This is a genomic window from Glutamicibacter uratoxydans (assembly GCF_006539925.1).
Classification (GTDB): domain Bacteria; phylum Actinomycetota; class Actinomycetes; order Actinomycetales; family Micrococcaceae; genus Glutamicibacter; species Glutamicibacter uratoxydans.
Genome location: NZ_BJNY01000012.1, coordinates 155,741 through 172,441, shown reverse-complemented (window position 1 = coordinate 172,441; position 16,701 = coordinate 155,741). Strand labels below are relative to the sequence as shown.

12 protein-coding genes and 1 pseudogene are annotated in these 16,701 nt (G+C 63.2%); all 13 read left to right on the top strand.

Annotation, left to right across the window (positions count from 1 at the left end):
• Positions 1-183: pseudogene (locus AUR04nite_RS11805) on the top strand (mannose-1-phosphate guanylyltransferase); the annotation flags it as partial.
• Between the two features lie 161 nt (positions 184-344).
• The gene (gene betT / locus AUR04nite_RS11800) at positions 345-2,567 is read left to right on the top strand and encodes a choline BCCT transporter BetT (RefSeq protein WP_407646693.1); all 2,223 of its coding nucleotides are present in this window, start codon (positions 345-347) and stop codon (positions 2,565-2,567) included.
• Positions 2,568-2,569: 2 nt separating this feature from the next.
• Positions 2,570-4,105: an aldehyde dehydrogenase family protein gene (locus AUR04nite_RS11795; protein ID WP_246055508.1), complete on the top strand. Its 1,536-nt coding sequence runs from the start codon at positions 2,570-2,572 to the stop codon at positions 4,103-4,105.
• 17 nt (positions 4,106-4,122) lie between these two features.
• Positions 4,123-5,733, top strand: a complete 1,611-nt coding sequence (locus AUR04nite_RS11790) for a GMC family oxidoreductase (RefSeq protein ID WP_141365215.1) — start codon at positions 4,123-4,125, stop codon at positions 5,731-5,733.
• Positions 5,734-5,909: 176 nt separating this feature from the next.
• Positions 5,910-7,055, top strand: a complete 1,146-nt coding sequence (locus AUR04nite_RS11785) for an amidohydrolase (RefSeq protein ID WP_141365252.1) — start codon at positions 5,910-5,912, stop codon at positions 7,053-7,055.
• A 285-nt stretch (positions 7,056-7,340) separates the two neighbouring features.
• Positions 7,341-8,432 (top strand): BMP family lipoprotein, encoded by a 1,092-nt coding sequence (locus tag AUR04nite_RS11780; RefSeq protein WP_141365213.1) that lies wholly within the window; start codon positions 7,341-7,343, stop codon positions 8,430-8,432.
• Between the two features lie 134 nt (positions 8,433-8,566).
• Positions 8,567-10,162, top strand: coding sequence for an ABC transporter ATP-binding protein (locus AUR04nite_RS11775; RefSeq protein WP_141365211.1), 1,596 nt, complete (start codon positions 8,567-8,569; stop codon positions 10,160-10,162).
• Complete coding sequence (locus AUR04nite_RS11770) at positions 10,159-11,340, top strand: ABC transporter permease (RefSeq protein WP_141365209.1); 1,182 nt, start codon at positions 10,159-10,161, stop codon at positions 11,338-11,340. The genes AUR04nite_RS11775 and AUR04nite_RS11770 overlap by 4 nt, the downstream gene beginning before the upstream one ends.
• Positions 11,337-12,605, top strand: a complete 1,269-nt coding sequence (locus tag AUR04nite_RS11765; RefSeq protein ID WP_174787879.1) for an ABC transporter permease — start codon at positions 11,337-11,339, stop codon at positions 12,603-12,605. The genes AUR04nite_RS11770 and AUR04nite_RS11765 overlap by 4 nt, the downstream gene beginning before the upstream one ends.
• A gap of 10 nt (positions 12,606-12,615) precedes the next feature.
• Positions 12,616-13,026 carry a cytidine deaminase gene (locus AUR04nite_RS11760; protein ID WP_141365207.1) on the top strand — a complete coding sequence of 137 codons (411 nt, stop codon included), beginning with the start codon at positions 12,616-12,618 and terminating at the stop codon, positions 13,024-13,026.
• A 30-nt stretch (positions 13,027-13,056) separates the two neighbouring features.
• Positions 13,057-14,370: a thymidine phosphorylase gene (locus AUR04nite_RS11755; protein WP_141365205.1), complete on the top strand. Its 1,314-nt coding sequence runs from the start codon at positions 13,057-13,059 to the stop codon at positions 14,368-14,370.
• A gap of 253 nt (positions 14,371-14,623) precedes the next feature.
• The gene (locus AUR04nite_RS11750) at positions 14,624-15,301 is read left to right on the top strand and encodes a DedA family protein (RefSeq protein ID WP_246055507.1); all 678 of its coding nucleotides are present in this window, start codon (positions 14,624-14,626) and stop codon (positions 15,299-15,301) included.
• Between the two features lie 91 nt (positions 15,302-15,392).
• The gene (locus AUR04nite_RS11745; protein WP_141365203.1) at positions 15,393-16,583 is read left to right on the top strand and encodes an adenosine deaminase; all 1,191 of its coding nucleotides are present in this window, start codon (positions 15,393-15,395) and stop codon (positions 16,581-16,583) included.
• Positions 16,584-16,701: the final 118 nt, after the last annotated feature.

Below are 16,701 nucleotides of genomic sequence, written 5' to 3'. Positions count from 1 at the left end.
GCGGATCAGGCGACTGGTGTCGTCTATGGCGACCGCCCTCGCGTGGTGGCGTTGATCGGCATTGATGATGTGATCGTTGTTGATACTGCTGATGCGCTGCTGGTGACGACGAAGGAGCATGCGCAGCGGGTGAAACAGACGGTGCAGACGCTTAAAGATCAGGGTCGTGTCGATCTTTTGTGATAAATGCGCCCGCGTTTCATGAATGCAGCTATTTTTCAAGAAATGCATCCGACTAGGCAATATATAATCTAGATAGCCATCCGATGTGATGTCTATCATATATATTACTAATATATCAAGACCTTGATATTGGCTTAATTCCGTTGCTAGGCTCAAACGCCATGAGTACCGAGAATGAATCCGGGATGAGACCCGGGCCAATGATCGAGAGTTCGCCGAGCCAAGAAGAACCAAAGACCCGCATCAACAAAGTGGTGTTCTATGGTTCGGCCATCGGCGTCTTGGCCATCGCCCTGTGGGCCATCTTCGACAAGGAATCCGCCGATACGGTGATGACCGCCATGGTCACCTGGATCGGCAAGAACCTGGGGTGGTACTACACCCTGGTCGTGGTCAGCGTGCTGGTGTTCGTCGTGCTGGTGGCGCTGAGCAAGGTGGGCAAGACCCGACTGGGTCCGGACCACTCGCGCCCGACCTTCAACTTCTTCACCTGGACCTCGATGCTGTTCGCCGCAGGCATCGGCATCGATTTGATGTTCTTCTCGGTGTCCGAGCCGGTGACCCAGTACCTGGCGCCGCCGCGTGGCGACGGCTCCACCGCGGAGGCCGCCCGCCAGGCGCTGGTGTGGACGCTGTTCCACTACGGCCTGATCGGCTGGGGCCTGTACGCGCTGGTCGGCATGGCGCTGGGCTACTTCGCCTACCGCCACAACCTGCCGCTGAGCATTCGCTCGGCCCTTTACCCGATTTTCGGCAAGAAGATCAACGGCCCGATCGGCCACGGCGTGGACATCGCCGCGGTGCTGGGCACGATCTTCGGCATCGCCACCTCGCTGGGCATCGGCGTCGCCCAGCTGAACTACGGCCTGTACTTCATCTTCGGCGTCCCTGAGAACAATGCCTGGAAGATCGCGCTGATCGGCCTGTCGGTGGTCATGGCGACCATCTCGGTGCTCACCGGCGTGGAGAAGGGCATCCGCCGCCTCTCCGAGCTGAACGTGATCCTGTGCATTGTGCTGATGCTCTACGTGCTGGTCACCGGCAAGACCGCGTTCCTGATGGATGCGATGATCAGCAATGTGGGCGACATGCTCGCGCAGTTCCCGTTCATGGCGCTGGACACCTTTGCATATGACCGCCCGGATGCCTGGCTGAACGGCTGGACCCTGTTCTTCTGGGCCTGGTGGATCGCCTGGGCCCCGTTCGTCGGCCTGTTCCTGGCGCGCATCTCCCGCGGCCGCACCATCCGCCAGTTCGTTTTCAGCGTGCTGATCGTGCCGATGGCCTTCATCCTGACCTGGATCTCCATCTTCGGCAACAGCGCACTGGCGCTGATCATGGACGGCAATGCGCAGTTCGGCGAGATCGCCATGAACACCCCGGAGCGCGCGTTCTACTCGCTGCTTGAGCAGTACCCGGCCGTGCCGCTGGTGGCGGGCATCGCCACCTTTACCGGCCTGCTGTTCTACGTGACCAGCGCCGACTCCGGCGCCCTGGTGATGGCGAACTTCACCTCACACCTGAAGGACTCCGAGGCCGACGGCTCCAAGCCGGTGCGCCTGTTCTGGTCGCTGGCCATCGGCATCCTGACCCTGGCCATGCTGCTGGTGGGCGGCGTGCCGACCCTGCAGGGGGCCACAGTGATCATGGGCCTGCCGTTCTCGGTGGTGCTGGTCTTCGTGATGGTCGGCCTGTACAAGTCGCTGCGCGTGGAATCGGCCCTGGCCAATAGCTACGACAGCACGCTGCACTCGGTGCTCAGCAGCCGCAGCAGCTCCCTGAGCGACCGGCGCAACTGGCGCCAGCGCCTTTCGCGCCAGGTCAGCTACTCGGGGCTGGAGCAGACCGAGGCATTCATCACCGACACCGTCAAGCCGGCGCTGCGCGAGGTCTACGAGGAATTCCTGGCCCAGGGCGTGGACGTCGAGCTGGAAATCCAGCAGGTCGGCGGCCTGCAGCTGGAGTCGGTGGACCTGATCGTCGTCACCCACAAGGAGCAGCGCCCGTTCAAGTACCAGGTGTACCCGGTGCGCGTGAACATGCCGTCCTATGCGCGCATGACCACCAGCGCGGATGTCTACTACCGCCTGGAAGCCTTCAACCAGGAAGGCAGCCATGGGCACGATTTGATCGGCCTGTCCGAAGAGCAGATCATCGCCGATGTGCTGGACCAGTACGAATCCCATATGGCATTCATCCACCACCAGTCGCTGAGCGCCGAACGCAGCCAGATCAACGAGGACGGCTGCGTGAAGACCGACTGGAAGCGGGACTTCGACACCGGAATGATCCCGGTCCTCGAACCGAAGGCCCACGATGTGCTGGATGAAGAACTCGAAAACCTAGACAAGAACCAACAAGAAACGATGAGGGAGAACTCATGACCGTGAGCAGCGCAGAATCGCTAACCAAGAGCCCGAACCAGCAGTTGCTGACCACCGGAGAAACGATCTTCATCGACGGGGCCTTCGGCCCGGCGGCTTCCGGGGAGACCACCGGAATCTACTGCCCGGCCGACGGGGCGCAGGTGGCGCTGGTATCGGCCGCCAGCCAGGAAGATTCGGAACGCGCCATCGCCGCGGCCCGCAAGGCCTTCGACTCGGGCGTATGGACCAGCGTGCAGGCTCCGGAGCGCGGCGCCTTCCTGCTGAAGGTCGCGGCCCGACTGCGCGAGCGCAAGGAAGAGTTCGCCACCGCCGAGACCCTGGACACCGGCAAGCGCATCATCGAATCGCGCATCGACATGGACGATATCATCGCCTGCTTCGAATACTTCGGCCGCCTGGCAGGCCAGGATTCGGGACGCATCGTGGACGCCAACGACGCGAACGTGCTCAGCCGCATCGTCTACGAACCGCTGGGCGTGGCAGCGATGATCACCCCGTGGAACTACCCGCTGCTGCAGGCCGCGTGGAAGATCGCCCCGGCGCTGGCCGCCGGCTGCTCCTTCGTGCTCAAGCCGGCCGAGCTGACCCCGTCCACCTCCATCCTGATGATGGATGTGCTCAACGAGCTCGGCCTGCCTGCCGGCGTGGCCAACCTGGTCACCGGCACCGGCTCCAAGGCCGGAGCGATCCTCTCCGAGCACCCGGACGTTGACCTGGTCTCCTTCACCGGCGGCCTGATCACCGGACGCAAGATCGCCGCGGCCGCTGCAGGCACCGTGAAGAAGCTTGCGCTGGAACTGGGCGGCAAGAACCCGAACGTGATCTTCGCCGACGCGGACTTCGACGCGGCAGTGGACAACGCGCTGAACGGCGCCTTCGTCCACTCGGGCCAGGTCTGCTCGGCAGGCTCCCGCCTGCTGGTTGAAGAGAGCATCGCCGAAAAGTTCGTGGACGCGCTGGTGCGCAAGGCGGAGCAGATCACCCTGGGCGGCCCCTTCGACGAGAAGTCGGAAACCGGCCCGCTGATCTCCGCCGACCACCTGTCCAAGGTCCACGCCTACGTGCAGGGCGGCATCGCCGAGGGCGCCCGCGTGCGCTGCGGCGGACGCAAGGCCACCGAAGAGGACGGCGAGGGCCTGAGCCAGGGCCACTACTACCTGCCGACCGTGATCGACCAGGTCACCAGCGACATGAGCGTGGCGCAGGACGAGGCCTTCGGCCCGACCGTCACGGTGGAGACCTTCAGCTCTGAAGATGAGGCAGTGAAGATTGCCAACGACACCGTGTACGGCCTGGCCGGCGCGGTGTGGACCCAGGACGCCGGCAAGGCGCAGCGCGTGGCAAACCGCCTGCGCCACGGCACTATCTGGATCAACGACTACCACCCATACCTGCCGCAGGCGGAATGGGGCGGTTTTGGCCAGTCCGGCAACGGCCGTGAACTTGGCCCGACAGGGCTTGCCGAGTACCAGGAAGCAAAGCACATCTACCAAAACCTGAACCCGCAGGTTACCGGCTGGTTTGCCGAGAAGTAACGAGAAAGGGCGAAAAATTGAACATTGAAAAGAAGGACTTCGACTACATTGTGATCGGCGGCGGTTCTGCCGGCGCTGCGGTGGCTTCTCGCCTGAGCGAGGATCCATCGGTGAGTGTTGCACTGGTTGAAGCAGGTCCCGACGACCGCGGCTACGATGAAGTGCTGCAGCTGGACCGCTGGATGGAACTGCTGGAATCCGGCTTGGACTGGGACTACCCGATCGAACCGCAGGAAAACGGCAACTCGTTCATGCGCCATGCCCGTGCCAAGGTCATGGGCGGCTGCTCCAGCCACAACTCCTGCATCGCCTTCTGGGCGCCGCGTGAGGACCTTGACGAGTGGGAGTCGAAGTTCGGCGCCACCGGCTGGAACTCCGAGATGGCCTACCGCCTGTACAAGAAGCTGGAAACCAATGAGGACGCCGGACCGGATGCACCGCACCACGGCGACTCGGGCCCGGTCAAGCTGATGAACGTGCCGCCGGTGGACCCCTGCGGCGTGGCAATCCTGGACGCCGCAGAGCAGGCAGGCATCCCGCGCGCCAAGTTCAACAACAACGAGACGGTCATCAACGGCGCGAACTTCTTCCAGATCAACCGCCTGCCCGACGGTACCCGAGCCTCCTCCTCGGTCTCCTACATCCACCCGATCGAGGGACGCGAGAACTTCTTCCTGCTCACCGGGCTGCAGGCGCGCAAGCTGAACTTCGACGCCGACAAGCGCTGCACCGGCGTGGACGTGGTGGACGGGGCCTTTGGCCGCACCGTGACGCTGAACGCCGCCCGCGAGGTCGTCGTCTCCGCCGGCGCCATTGACTCGCCGAAGCTGCTGATGCTCTCCGGCATCGGACCTGCCGAACACCTCAAGGAGGTCGGCGTCGAGGTGCTCGTCGACGCTCCAGGCGTGGGCGAACACCTGCAGGACCACCCGGAAGGCGTGATCCAGTGGGAGGCTAAGAAGCCGATGGTTGAAACCTCCACCCAGTGGTGGGAAATCGGCATCTTCGCACCGACCCAGGAAGGCCTCGACCGTCCGGATCTGATGATGCACTACGGTTCGGTGCCCTTCGACATGCACACCCTGCGTTGGGGCTACCCGACCAGCGAGAACACCTTCTGCCTGACCCCGAATGTCACCCATGCGAAGTCGCGCGGCACCGTGCGCCTACGCAGCTGCGACTTCCGCGACAAGCCGAAGGTCGACCCTCGTTACTTCACCGATCCAGAGGGCCACGACAAGCGAGTGATGACCTTCGGCATCCGCAAGGCCCGCGAGATCGTCGCCCAGTCGCCGATGGCAGAGTGGGCCGGCGAGGAGCAGTTCCCGGGCAAGGACGTGCAGACTGACGAAGAGATCTTCGACTACCTGCGCCGCTGCCACAACACCGTCTACCACCCGGCTGGTTCGGTGCGCATGGGCTCCGAGGACGATGTGATGAGCCCGTTGGATCCGCAGCTGCGGGTCAAGGGAGTCTCGGGCCTGCGCGTGGCCGACGCTTCGGTGATGCCAGAGCTGGTCACCGTGAACCCGAACATCACCGTGATGATGATCGGTGAACGCTGCGCCGAGCTGATTCAGGAAAATCCTGTGGAAGCCCGCCAGAGCGAACTGGTTAGCGAAGCCTAGTACACGCCGCCGGGGCGCCGCCAGTATTGGCGGCGCCCCGGCGCTGTGTTGCGTCTTTGACATTCACATTACGGATAAACTGTCTTCCCTAGGCTCAGGACGCGTATCGTCGAAAGGTGTCTTCAGTGAGTGAAATCGGCAGTTTGAGGTCCGTGGACGAATGGACCCGATCCCTGATGCCTGCGTTGATTAATTTCCGCCGCGAACTGCACCGCAATCCGGAACTGTCCTTTGCCGAGTTCCAGACCACCGAGCGGATCCTCGAAGTGTTGCGTGCCGGCGGGCTTGAGCCTGTCAAAATGCAGGAGACCGGCGCCTATGTTGACATTGGCGAGGGCCCCATCTGCCTGGGCCTGCGCGCGGACATCGACGCCCTGCCGGTGCTTGAAGAAACCGACCTGGACTACAGCTCAAGCATCGAGGGAGTGGCCCACGCCTGCGGCCACGACATCCACACCACCATCATGCTCGGCGTCGCCCTGGCCCTGGCCAAGATCCGCGACGCGGGAGAACTGCAGGGCAAGATCCGCGTGATCTTCCAGCCGGCAGAGGAGAAGCTTCCCGGCGGCGCGCTCTCGGTCATCGAGCAGGGGCTGCTCGACGACGTGCCGCGCGTGCTCGCGCTGCACTGCGACCCGCGCATCGACGCCGGCAAGATCGGCACCCGCATCGGCGCGATCACCTCGGCCAGCGACACCATCCGCATCGAGGTCAACGGCCGCGGCGGGCACACCTCGCGCCCGCACCTGACCGAAGACATCGTCTTCGCCATGAGCCAGATCGCCACCCAGGTCCCTGCGGTGCTCGGCCGCAAGGTCGACGTGCGTTCGGCAGTATCTGTGGTCTGGGGCCAGATCCATGCGGGCAGTGCGCCCAACGCGATCCCTGCCACCGGCTACCTGGCCGGCACCATGCGCTGCCTGGACGGGGACATCTGGTACGAGGCTGGCGAGCTGCTTGACGCGGCGGTGCGCCAGATCGCCGCGCCCTATGGCGTGGAGATCAAGCTGCAGCACACCCGCGGCGTGCCCCCGGTGCTCAACGCCCCCGATGAGACGGCGCTGATCGAGTCGGCGGCCCGCCGCGAATTCGGCTCGGAGGCCATCGAGTTGACCCCGCAGTCGATGGGTGGGGAGGACTTCGCCTGGATGACCCAGAAGGTCCCCGGGGCGATGCTGCGCCTGGGCACCCGCACCCCGGGCGGGAAGACCTATGACCTGCACCGCGGGGACTACATCCCCGACGAGCGCTGCATCGAGGTCGGCGTGCGGATCATGTGCGCCGCTGCGGTGCAGGCGATCGCCGAAGCCGTGGCCGATTAGGGCAAACGCAGAAAATTCGGCAAAGTTTTTGCTGTGGCCAGTTGAGTTAATCAATTGCCTTAGTGACTTGGACTTTGACGTTAAGCGCTTGCCGTTTTGCGTCTGAATATCGCCCAAAATGTAATGTTTGGCGTCTTTACGTCTGTGATATCTCCGATAGGCTATGGAGACGATGGGAACGTTTGCACAGTGCTGTGCAATCGGAGGGCTTGGGTAATGGTGCCCTACGCGGGAAGAAAGACCCCGTGACTCCCGGTTATCTCGCATAACTTTTTGGAGGAAAAGATGCGCTTCGTATCGCGCAAGACCGGTTTGGCCGCGGCCATGATCGGCATCTCGGCTTTGACTTTGAGCGCCTGTGGCGCCGCACCGGAAGAATCAGGCGCTAAGGCCGAGAATTCCGACTACATCGGCTGCATCGTTTCCGACTCCGGCGGATTCGACGACCAGTCCTTCAACGAATCTTCCTACCGCGGTCTGCAGAACGCCAAGAAGGATCTCGGCATTCAGGTGCGCGACGCAGAGTCCAAGCAGAACTCCGACTTCGCCCGCAACCTCGACGGCATGATGGGTGCAAACTGCAACCTGACCGTCACCGTCGGCTTCCTGCTGGCAGACGCCACCGCAGATGCAGCGGCGAAGAACCCTGAGAAGCATTTCGCGATCGTCGACAACCAGTACAAAGAGCCGATCAAGAACGTCAAGCCGATCATCTATGACACGGCTCAGGCCGCCTACCTGGCCGGCTACGTTGCCGCCGCCACCTCCAAGACCGGCACTGTCGCCACCTTCGGCGGCATGAAGATTCCTACCGTCACCATCTTCATGGACGGCTTCGCCGACGGCGTTGCCAAGTACAACGAAGACAAGGGCAAGGACGTTAAGCTCCTTGGCTGGGACAAGAAGAAGCAGGACGGCACCTTTACCGGCGACTTCGAGAAGCAGGACAAGGGCAAGCAGGTCACCAAGAACTTCATCGCCGCCGGTGCTGACGTCGTCATGCCAGTGGCAGGCCCAGTGGGCAAGGGCGCAGGCGCCGCAATCCAGGAAGCCAACAAGGCAGGCTCCGACGCCATGCTGGTATGGGTTGACTCCGACGGCTTCCTGACCGCTCCCGACTACAAGGACATCATGCTGACCTCGGTCATCAAGACCATGGACAAGGCTGTCGAGGATGTCATCGCGGCAGACGTCAAGGGCGAGTTCAGCGCAGACCCATACGTCGGCACCCTGGAGAACACCGGCGTGGACATCGCGCCATTCCACGACTTCGATTCAAAGGTCTCCGAAGACACCAAGAAGGAAGTTGCCGCACTGAAGGAAGCCATCATCAAGGGCGACCTGAAGGTTGAATCGCCAGCGAGCCCAAAGAAGTAGTCAAGGCACGCTAACCATGGAGCGCGCTACCGCCCACCGCAATCGCTGGTGAGACGGTAGCGCGCTCTATGAGTGCCCAAGGGCAATCCAAGTCTGAACTACTTGATACAACGAACAACGAAGATGGTGGAATCGTGAAACTCGAACTGCGAGGAATCTCGAAAGCCTTCGGTTCTTTCTACGCCAACAAGAACATCGACCTGACGGTCGACGACGCACAGATCCACTGCTTGCTCGGTGAGAACGGCGCAGGAAAGTCCACGCTGATGAACGTCCTCTACGGGCTGTACCAGCCGACCGAGGGACAGATCCTGCTTGACGGCAAGCCGGTTGAATTTTCCGGTCCGGGCGACGCGATGGCAGCTGGCATCGGCATGGTGCACCAGCACTTCATGCTCATCCCAGTCTTCACCGTGGCAGAGAACATCGCCCTGGGCGCGGAAGCTACCAAGGCCGGCGGCGTGCTGGATTTGGCTGTCACCCGCAAGAAGATCCGCGAGATCTCGGACCGCTACAACTTTGACGTGGATCCAGACGCGCTGGTCGAAGACCTGCCGGTGGGCGTGCAGCAGCGCGTGGAGATCATCAAGGCGCTGGTGCGCGATGCACGGGTGCTGATCCTCGACGAGCCCACCGCGGTGCTGACCCCGCAGGAAACCGATGAGCTGCTGGAGATCATGCGCCAGCTCAAGGCCAATGGCACTTCCATCGTCTTCATCTCCCACAAGCTGCGCGAAGTCCGCGCGGTCTCCGATGTGATCACCGTGATCCGCCGCGGCCAGGTCATCGATTCGGTATCGCCAGAATCATCCACCACCGAACTGGCCAACCTGATGGTGGGCCGCGCGGTGGAACTGAACCTCTACAAGGAAGCAGCAGCCCCAGGCCAGGCCACCTTGCAGGTTCGCGATCTGAGCGTCGTCAACGCCGCCGGAACCACCACGCTGGATGCGGTGTCATTCGACATCCACCAGGGAGAAATCCTTGCCGTGGCAGGCGTCCAGGGCAATGGCCAGACCGAATTGACTGAAGCCATCCTGGGCACCCAGCCGGTCACGGCAGGTTCGGTCAAGCTCGAAGGCACCGAACTGGTCGGTAAGTCCGTCAAGCAGGTGCTGCGCTCCGGCGTCGGGTTCGTCCCCGAAGACCGCTCGGTGCATGGACTGGTCACCCAGTTCACCATCGAGGAGAACTTGGTGCTCGACCTCTACGACAGGGCTCCTTTCGGCAAGGGCATCTCCATGAACCTCGGCGCCGTCAAGAAGAACGCGACCCAGCAGATCGCCGACTTCGACATCCGCACCGACAACCAGCTGAACCCGGCATCCAGCCTCTCGGGCGGCAACCAGCAGAAGGTTGTCATGGCCCGCGAGCTCTCCCGCGACCTGAAGCTGTTCATCGCCTCGCAGCCTACCCGCGGCGTGGACGTGGGATCCATCGAGTTCCTGCACCGCCGCATCGTGGCTGAACGCGACAAGGGCACCCCGGTGATGATCGTGTCCACCGAGCTGGACGAGGTCATGGAGCTGGCCGACCGCATCGCAGTGCTCTACAAGGGCAGGATCAACGGGATCGTGCCGGGGGACACCTCGCGCGAAGTCCTGGGCTTGATGATGGCAGGCGCCAGCGCCGAGGAAGCCTTCGCCCAGGCCGAATATGCCAAATCAGATAACGAGCCGGTGGAAGCCAAGCCGGTTCCCGTCGAACACCAGGAAGGAGAAGCCCAGTGACCAAGCAGAAATCTGAGAGCGATCTGTTCCGCCAGATCACCCAGGGTCCGGGGCTGGTCTCCGTCCTCGGCGTTTTCGTGGCGCTGCTCATCGGCGGCCTGCTGATTGCCGCCACCGATTCGAAGGTCGCCGAGACCGCAGGCTACCTCTTCGCCCGCCCCTCCGACTTCTTCTCCGCAGTGTGGGCCGCGGGAACAGACAGCTACATCGCCCTGTTCAACGGAGCCATCTACAACTCCTCGCAGGGGTTCAAGCCATTCCTTGAAACGCTGACGGTGGCCACCCCACTGATCTGCGCCGGCCTGGGCGTGGCCCTGTCATTCCGCGCTGGCCTGTTCAACATCGGCGCCCAGGGCCAGATCATCATCGGCGCTGTCATGGCAGGCTATGTGGGCTTTGCCTGGCACCTGCCGGTAGGCCTGCACCTGCTGCTGGTAGTCATCTTCGGCTTGATCGGCGGTGCCCTGTGGGGCGGGCTGGTCGGCCTGCTCAAGGCAAAGACCGGCGCCCACGAAGTGATCCTGACGATCATGTTCAACTACGTGGCGCTGTACCTGATCGACTACCTGATGAACACCGAGGCCTTCCGCCGCCCGGGGGAGACCAACCCGATCTCCCCGATCCTCGATGCCAGCGCGGTCTTCCCCTCGCTGCCCGGCTCGAACTTGCACCTGGGCTTCGTGATGGCAATTCTGCTGACCCTTGCTGTGGCATGGATCTTGAAGCGCTCGACCATCGGCTTTGAATTCCGCGCCGTGGGCCACAACCCGGAAGCAGCGAAGACCGCCGGCGTCAACGTCGCACGTACCACCATCTTGGTCATGGCGCTGGCCGGCGCACTGGCAGGCGCCGCGGGCGTAGCCCAGGTCGCCGGCACCGAAAAGGTGCTGACCAACGGCATCGCCGGGTCGCTGGGCTTTGACGCCATCACCGTGGCGCTGCTGGGCCGCTCCACCCCGTGGGGAACCTTCTTTGCAGGCCTGCTCTTCGGCGCCTTCCAAGCAGGCGCGGTGAATATGCAGATCGCCACCGGCACGCCGATCGACATCGTCTTGGTGGTGCAGTCCTTGATCGTCCTGTTCATCGCCGCCCCACCTTTGGTGAAGACCATCTTTGGTTTGAATCCCAAGAAGAAGCGCGCAGCAACATCGGAACCAGTGAAGGCAGGTGCCAAGTGACCACCACCTTGCAGCCGGCAATAACCATTCTGCCGAGCAAAAAGACCCCGATCATCCTTTCGGTGATCGCTGTCATCGTCTTCCTGTTCTTCGGAATCATGGGCAACAGCGACGTCGCGCACTTCAAGCTGGACAGCGCAGGCGACGCCTTCGCCCTGCCCGAGCTGGCATTCCCCGGCAAGGTCAGCAACATCATCATCGGCGTGATCCTGCTGGCGGTGGCCGCCTATTCCTGGATGCTGCGCAGCAAGGCCCAGCAGCTGGCCACCTGGATCATCGGCGTCGCCTCCGGACTGTTCGTCCTGTCGTTCTTGATCTGGGTTGTCTCCGGCGCGAATATCACCACCATCTCGCTGTCCAGCCTGCTGGCCGGCGCAGTGGTGCTGGCCGTGCCGCTGGTCTTCGGCTCCCTGTCCGGTGTGCTCTGCGAGCGTTCGGGCGTGGTGAACATCGCCATTGAAGGCCAGCTGCTCGGCGGCGCCTTCACCGCGGCCCTGGTGTCATCGATGACCAAGAACGCGTTCTTCGGCCTGATCGCCGCCGGCATCGCCGGCGCACTGGTATCCCTGGTCCTGGCGCTGTTCTCCATCAAGTACGTGGTCAACCAGATCATCGTCGGCGTGGTGCTCAACGTGCTGGTCTCCGGCATCACCGGCTTCTTGTTCACCACCGTGATGCAGGAAGACCCGGAGCTGTACAACTCGCCGGTCCACCTGCCAGTCATCGCGATCCCCGGCCTGTCAGCCATTCCGGTGATCGGCCCGATCCTCTTCCGCCAGTCGGTCATCGGCTACCTGATGTACATTGCCGTGTTCGTAGTCTGGTTCGGCCTGTTCAAGACCAAATGGGGCCTGCGCGTGCGCGCCGTGGGCGAGCACCCGAAGGCCGCCGACACCCTGGGCATCAAGGTCAACCGCACCCGCTTCTGGAATGTCACCCTGGGCGGCATCGTGGCAGGCATCGGCGGCTCCTTCTTCACCTTGGTGGCCATCGACTCCTTCACCAAGGAAATCTCCGGCGGCCGCGGCTTCATCGCCCTGGCGGCGGTGATCTTCGGACGCTGGAACCCGATCGGCGCCTTCCTGGCCGCGCTGCTCTTCGGCTTTGCCGACAACCTGCAGGTGATCCTGACGATCATCGGCACCCCGGTGCCGAGCCAGTTCATGGCCATGATGCCGTACCTGGTCACGATCTTCGCCGTGGCAGGCCTGGTAGGACGCTCCCGCGGACCAGCCTCGGTCGGCGAACCGTATGTTAAGGAATAACGGGAACACAATGGAAAACAACACCGCGCCGTGGCCGCAGCTTGAAGCTGCGGCTGCGGCCGCGCTGTCCAAGGCCTATGCACCCTACTCGAACTTCCGCGTAGGGTCGGCGGCCTTGACCAGCGATGGTCGGCTGGTCTCCGGCTGCAATATTGAAAACGCCGCCTACGGGGTCACCCTGTGCGCCGAATGCTCCATGGTCGGCGAACTGTTCGCCACCGGCGGCGGCACCCTTGACTACTTTATGTGCTTCGGCCAGCTGGGCGATGGCCCGCTGGAGCTGATCACCCCGTGCGGCCGCTGCCGGCAGCTGCTCTTCGAACATCGCGGCCGCAATCTGCAGATCAAGCTGGCCCAGGGAATCGTCGGCATCGACTACCTGCTGCCCGAGGCCTTCGGCCCGCACAACATCACCGCTTAACACCTGCCTAGGAGAATTGGAGGCCCACCCATGGCTGCCGAGAAATTCAGCGCCGTCGAAGTCATCCGCACCAAGCGCGACGGCGGCGAGCTGAGCGCGGAAATGATCGACTGGACCATCGACGCCTACACCCGTGGCGTGATTGCCGAAGAGCAGATGTCAGCGCTGAACATGGCGATCTTCTTCCAGGGCATGAACCGCACGGAAATCTCGCACTGGACTTCCGCCATGATCAATTCGGGCGAACGCATGGACTTCTCCGCGCTGGCCGACCCGGCGGGGAAGATCCTCGCCACCACCGACAAGCACTCCACCGGCGGCGTGGGGGACAAGATCACCCTTCCGCTCGCGCCCCTGGTGGCAAGCTTCGGCGTGGCAGTGCCGCAGCTCTCCGGCCGCGGCCTGGGCCACACCGGCGGCACCCTGGACAAGCTGGAGGCGATCCCCGGATGGCGTGCAGAGCTGTCCAACGACCAGCTGTTCTCCCAGCTGTCCACCGTCGGCGCTGTCATCTGCGCGGCGGGCACCGGGCTGGCCCCGGCGGACAAGAAGCTGTACGCGCTGCGCGATGTCACCTCCACCGTTGAATCGATCCCGCTGATCGCCTCCTCGATCATGAGCAAGAAGATCGCCGAGGGCACCGGAACCCTGGTGCTGGACGTCAAGGTCGGCTCCGGCGCGTTCATGAAGAATGAGTCCAACGCCCGCGAACTGGCCGAGACCATGGTGAACCTGGGCACCGACGCCGGGGTGAACACCGTGGCCCTGCTGACCAATATGGACACCCCGCTGGGCCTGACCGCCGGCAACGCGATCGAGGTGGAGGAATCCGTCGAGGTGCTCGCCGGCGGCGGACCGGAAGACGTAGTGGAACTGACCGTCGCGCTGGCCGTCGAGATGCTGGCGGGCGCCGGGATCAAGGACGTGGACGTACGCGCGGCGCTGAACGATGGCCGGGCTATGGACAAGTGGCGCGCCATGATCAGCGCCCAGGGCGGCGACCCGGACGCCAAGCTGCCGGTGGCCAAGGAATCGCACACGGTGGTGGCCCCGGCCGAGGGCGTGCTGCTGAAGCTGGACGCCATGGACATCGGGCTGGCTGCCTGGACCCTGGGCGCAGGACGCGCCCGCAAGGAAGACTCGGTGCAGGCCGGGGCGGGCGTGCGGCTGCACGTGAAGCCAGGTGCGCTGGTGCGCCGCGGCGAACCGATCGCCACCCTGCTCACCGATACCCCTGAGAAGCTGGAGCGCGCCATCGAACTGGTGCAGCGCGCAGTCATGATCGGCTCCGAGGCAGACCGCCCGGACATGCGCCTGATCCTTGACAGGATCTCGGCGAGCTGACCTTTTCGTCTGAAGAAGCACCCGCTGCGCGCGGGTGCTTCTTCAGTTAAACCGGCAGAACGGATGAACTTCTCAGCAACCTTTCGGGAACTTCTTGCGTGTTGCCAGTCGTTGAACAGGTCAGCTCCACCCACGGTCTGGTGTCCGCTGTGATAACAATCGGCCAGAAGTTTGATGCGTGCGCGCGGGCGCTCGAGTGAAAATGGAAGGGTGCGGCGCACATTGCTCGCACTGGGGGAAAGAGTTTTAACACATGATGGAACTGGTCAACGAGGCAATCAGCCAGGCTGCAAGCGCCTGGTGGGTGTTGCCCCTGCTTTTCCTCTTTTGCATGCTCGACGCAATCTTCCCCATTGTCCCCAGCGAATCATTCGTTGTTTCCCTCGCCTCGGTGGGCGTGCACACCGGCACCCCCAACCTGTGGCTGGTAGGCCTGCTGGCCGCGGCCGGAGCGATCATCGGCGACCAGATCACCTACTTCATCGGCCGCAAGCTCGGCTCGCGCGGTTTCAAATGGATGAACAACCCCAGGGCGCACAAGGTCTTGACCTATGCGGAGAAGAAGCTTGAAACCTCCGGGGCGCTGCTGATCTTCACCGCCCGCTACATTCCCATCGGCCGCGTGGCGGTGAACCTGACCGCCGGGGCCACCGGCTTCAGCCACCGCCGCTTCACCTTCTTCGACACCATCGGCGTCATCACCTGGGCAGTGTATTCGGTGGGCATCGGCGCCCTGGCCGGCAACTGGATGCACGACAACAAAATCCTTGGCATTGCGGTGTCCATCGTGGCCGCGGTGATCCTCGGATTCGTGATCGACCGCATTGTGAACTGGCTGCTGGGACGCTACCACAAGCGCATCGAGCAGCATCAGCAGAAGCTTGACTCCAAGGTGCTTGAAACGGTGCCGCCGGCGGCGGAAGAGCGTTAACCAGCCGGTTTGACCAGCGTCACATCTTGGCAGGCAGATCTTTACCCGCTAGAACTGTCAGTCGGCGCATTTTGCGACTAGGCTCAGTGGTGTGACTGAAGAACTGATTCATACTGCCTACGATCCCGAATTCGACTTCCGGGATCTGCCTAAAGTTTCACTGCATGACCACCTTGACGGCGGCCTGCGTCCAGAGACCATCATTGAGCTCGCCGCCGAGATCGGCCACGAGCTGCCTACCACTGACGCCGAAGCTTTGGGCGACTGGTTCCGTGAATCAGCCGACTCGGGATCCCTTCCACGTTACCTGGAGACCTTCGAGCACACGGTTGCCGTGATGCAGACCCGCGAAGCGCTGATCCGCGTGGCCCGCGAGTTCGTCGAAGACCTGGCCGACGACGGCGTGATCTACGGCGAGGTGCGCTATGCACCCGAGCAGCACCTGCGCAACGGCCTGAGCCTGGATGACGTCGTCGACGCCGTGCAGGAAGGCCTGGACCAGGGCTGCGAAGAGCTGAACAGCGAGGGCCACCCGATGCAGGTGGGCCAGATCCTCTCCGCCATGCGCCACGCAGACAACGGCTTGGAGATCGCCAAGCTGGCCCTGCGTCACCGCGGCCGCGGCGTGGTCGGCTTTGACATCGCCGGCGCTGAGGAGGGCTTCCCTCCTTCGCGGATGAAGGACGCCTTCGACCTGCTGGCAGACAACCTGTTCCCGACCACCGTGCATGCGGGCGAGGCGGCAGGCTTAGACTCCATCAAGGACGCCATCCTGGTGGGCCGCGCCCAGCGCCTAGGCCACGGCGTGCGCGTTGCCGAGGACATCGAGATCGAATTCGGCGGCGTTGACGACGACGGCGAAGAGGTCAGCGAAGACACCGGCCTGGTCTCCCTGGGCCCGGTGGCCAACTGGGTGCGCGAACGCGGCATCCCGCTGGAGATCTGCCCTTCCTCCAACCTGCAGACCGGCGCCACCGCAGAATTCGGCGAGGGCATCGAGTCCCACCCGATCGACCTGCTGGTGCAGACAGGCTTCAACGTCACCATCTCGCCGGACAACCGCCTGATGTCCGGCACGAGCCTGTCCGACGAATACGAGCTGCTGGTCGAGGCCTTCGACTACGATCTGGAAGATCTGCTGGACCTGACCTTGAACGCGGCGGAAGCCGCCTTCGTGCCGCTGGAAATGCGCGAGCTGCTGGTCGAGTACATCAACGACTACTACGACCACCTGCTGGACGATGACGACGAAGACCTCGACGAGGACTACGAAGAGAACTAGACGCCATCTTTAGCCGCCAGTCGGCACCAAGAACGCCCGCAGGAATTCCTGCGGGCGTTCTTCGCCTCTGGCCTGTCATGTTGTAGTTTTGGGCTTAGCAGTAAGCCAGCACCAAGGA

What these genes read in the sequence shown, in the direction of transcription:
- AUR04nite_RS11755 (WP_141365205.1), top strand. Translation starts at nt 13,057, where the DNA reads ATGGCTGCCGAGAAATTCAGCGCCGTCGAAGTCATCCGCACCAAGCGC.
- AUR04nite_RS11760 (WP_141365207.1), top strand. Translation starts at nt 12,616, where the DNA reads ATGGAAAACAACACCGCGCCGTGGCCGCAGCTTGAAGCTGCGGCTGCG.
- betT (WP_407646693.1), top strand. Translation starts at nt 345, where the DNA reads ATGAGTACCGAGAATGAATCCGGGATGAGACCCGGGCCAATGATCGAG.
- AUR04nite_RS11785 (WP_141365252.1), top strand. Translation starts at nt 5,910, where the DNA reads ATGCCTGCGTTGATTAATTTCCGCCGCGAACTGCACCGCAATCCGGAA.
- AUR04nite_RS11750 (WP_246055507.1), top strand. Translation starts at nt 14,624, where the DNA reads ATGATGGAACTGGTCAACGAGGCAATCAGCCAGGCTGCAAGCGCCTGG.
- AUR04nite_RS11780 (WP_141365213.1), top strand. Translation starts at nt 7,341, where the DNA reads ATGCGCTTCGTATCGCGCAAGACCGGTTTGGCCGCGGCCATGATCGGC.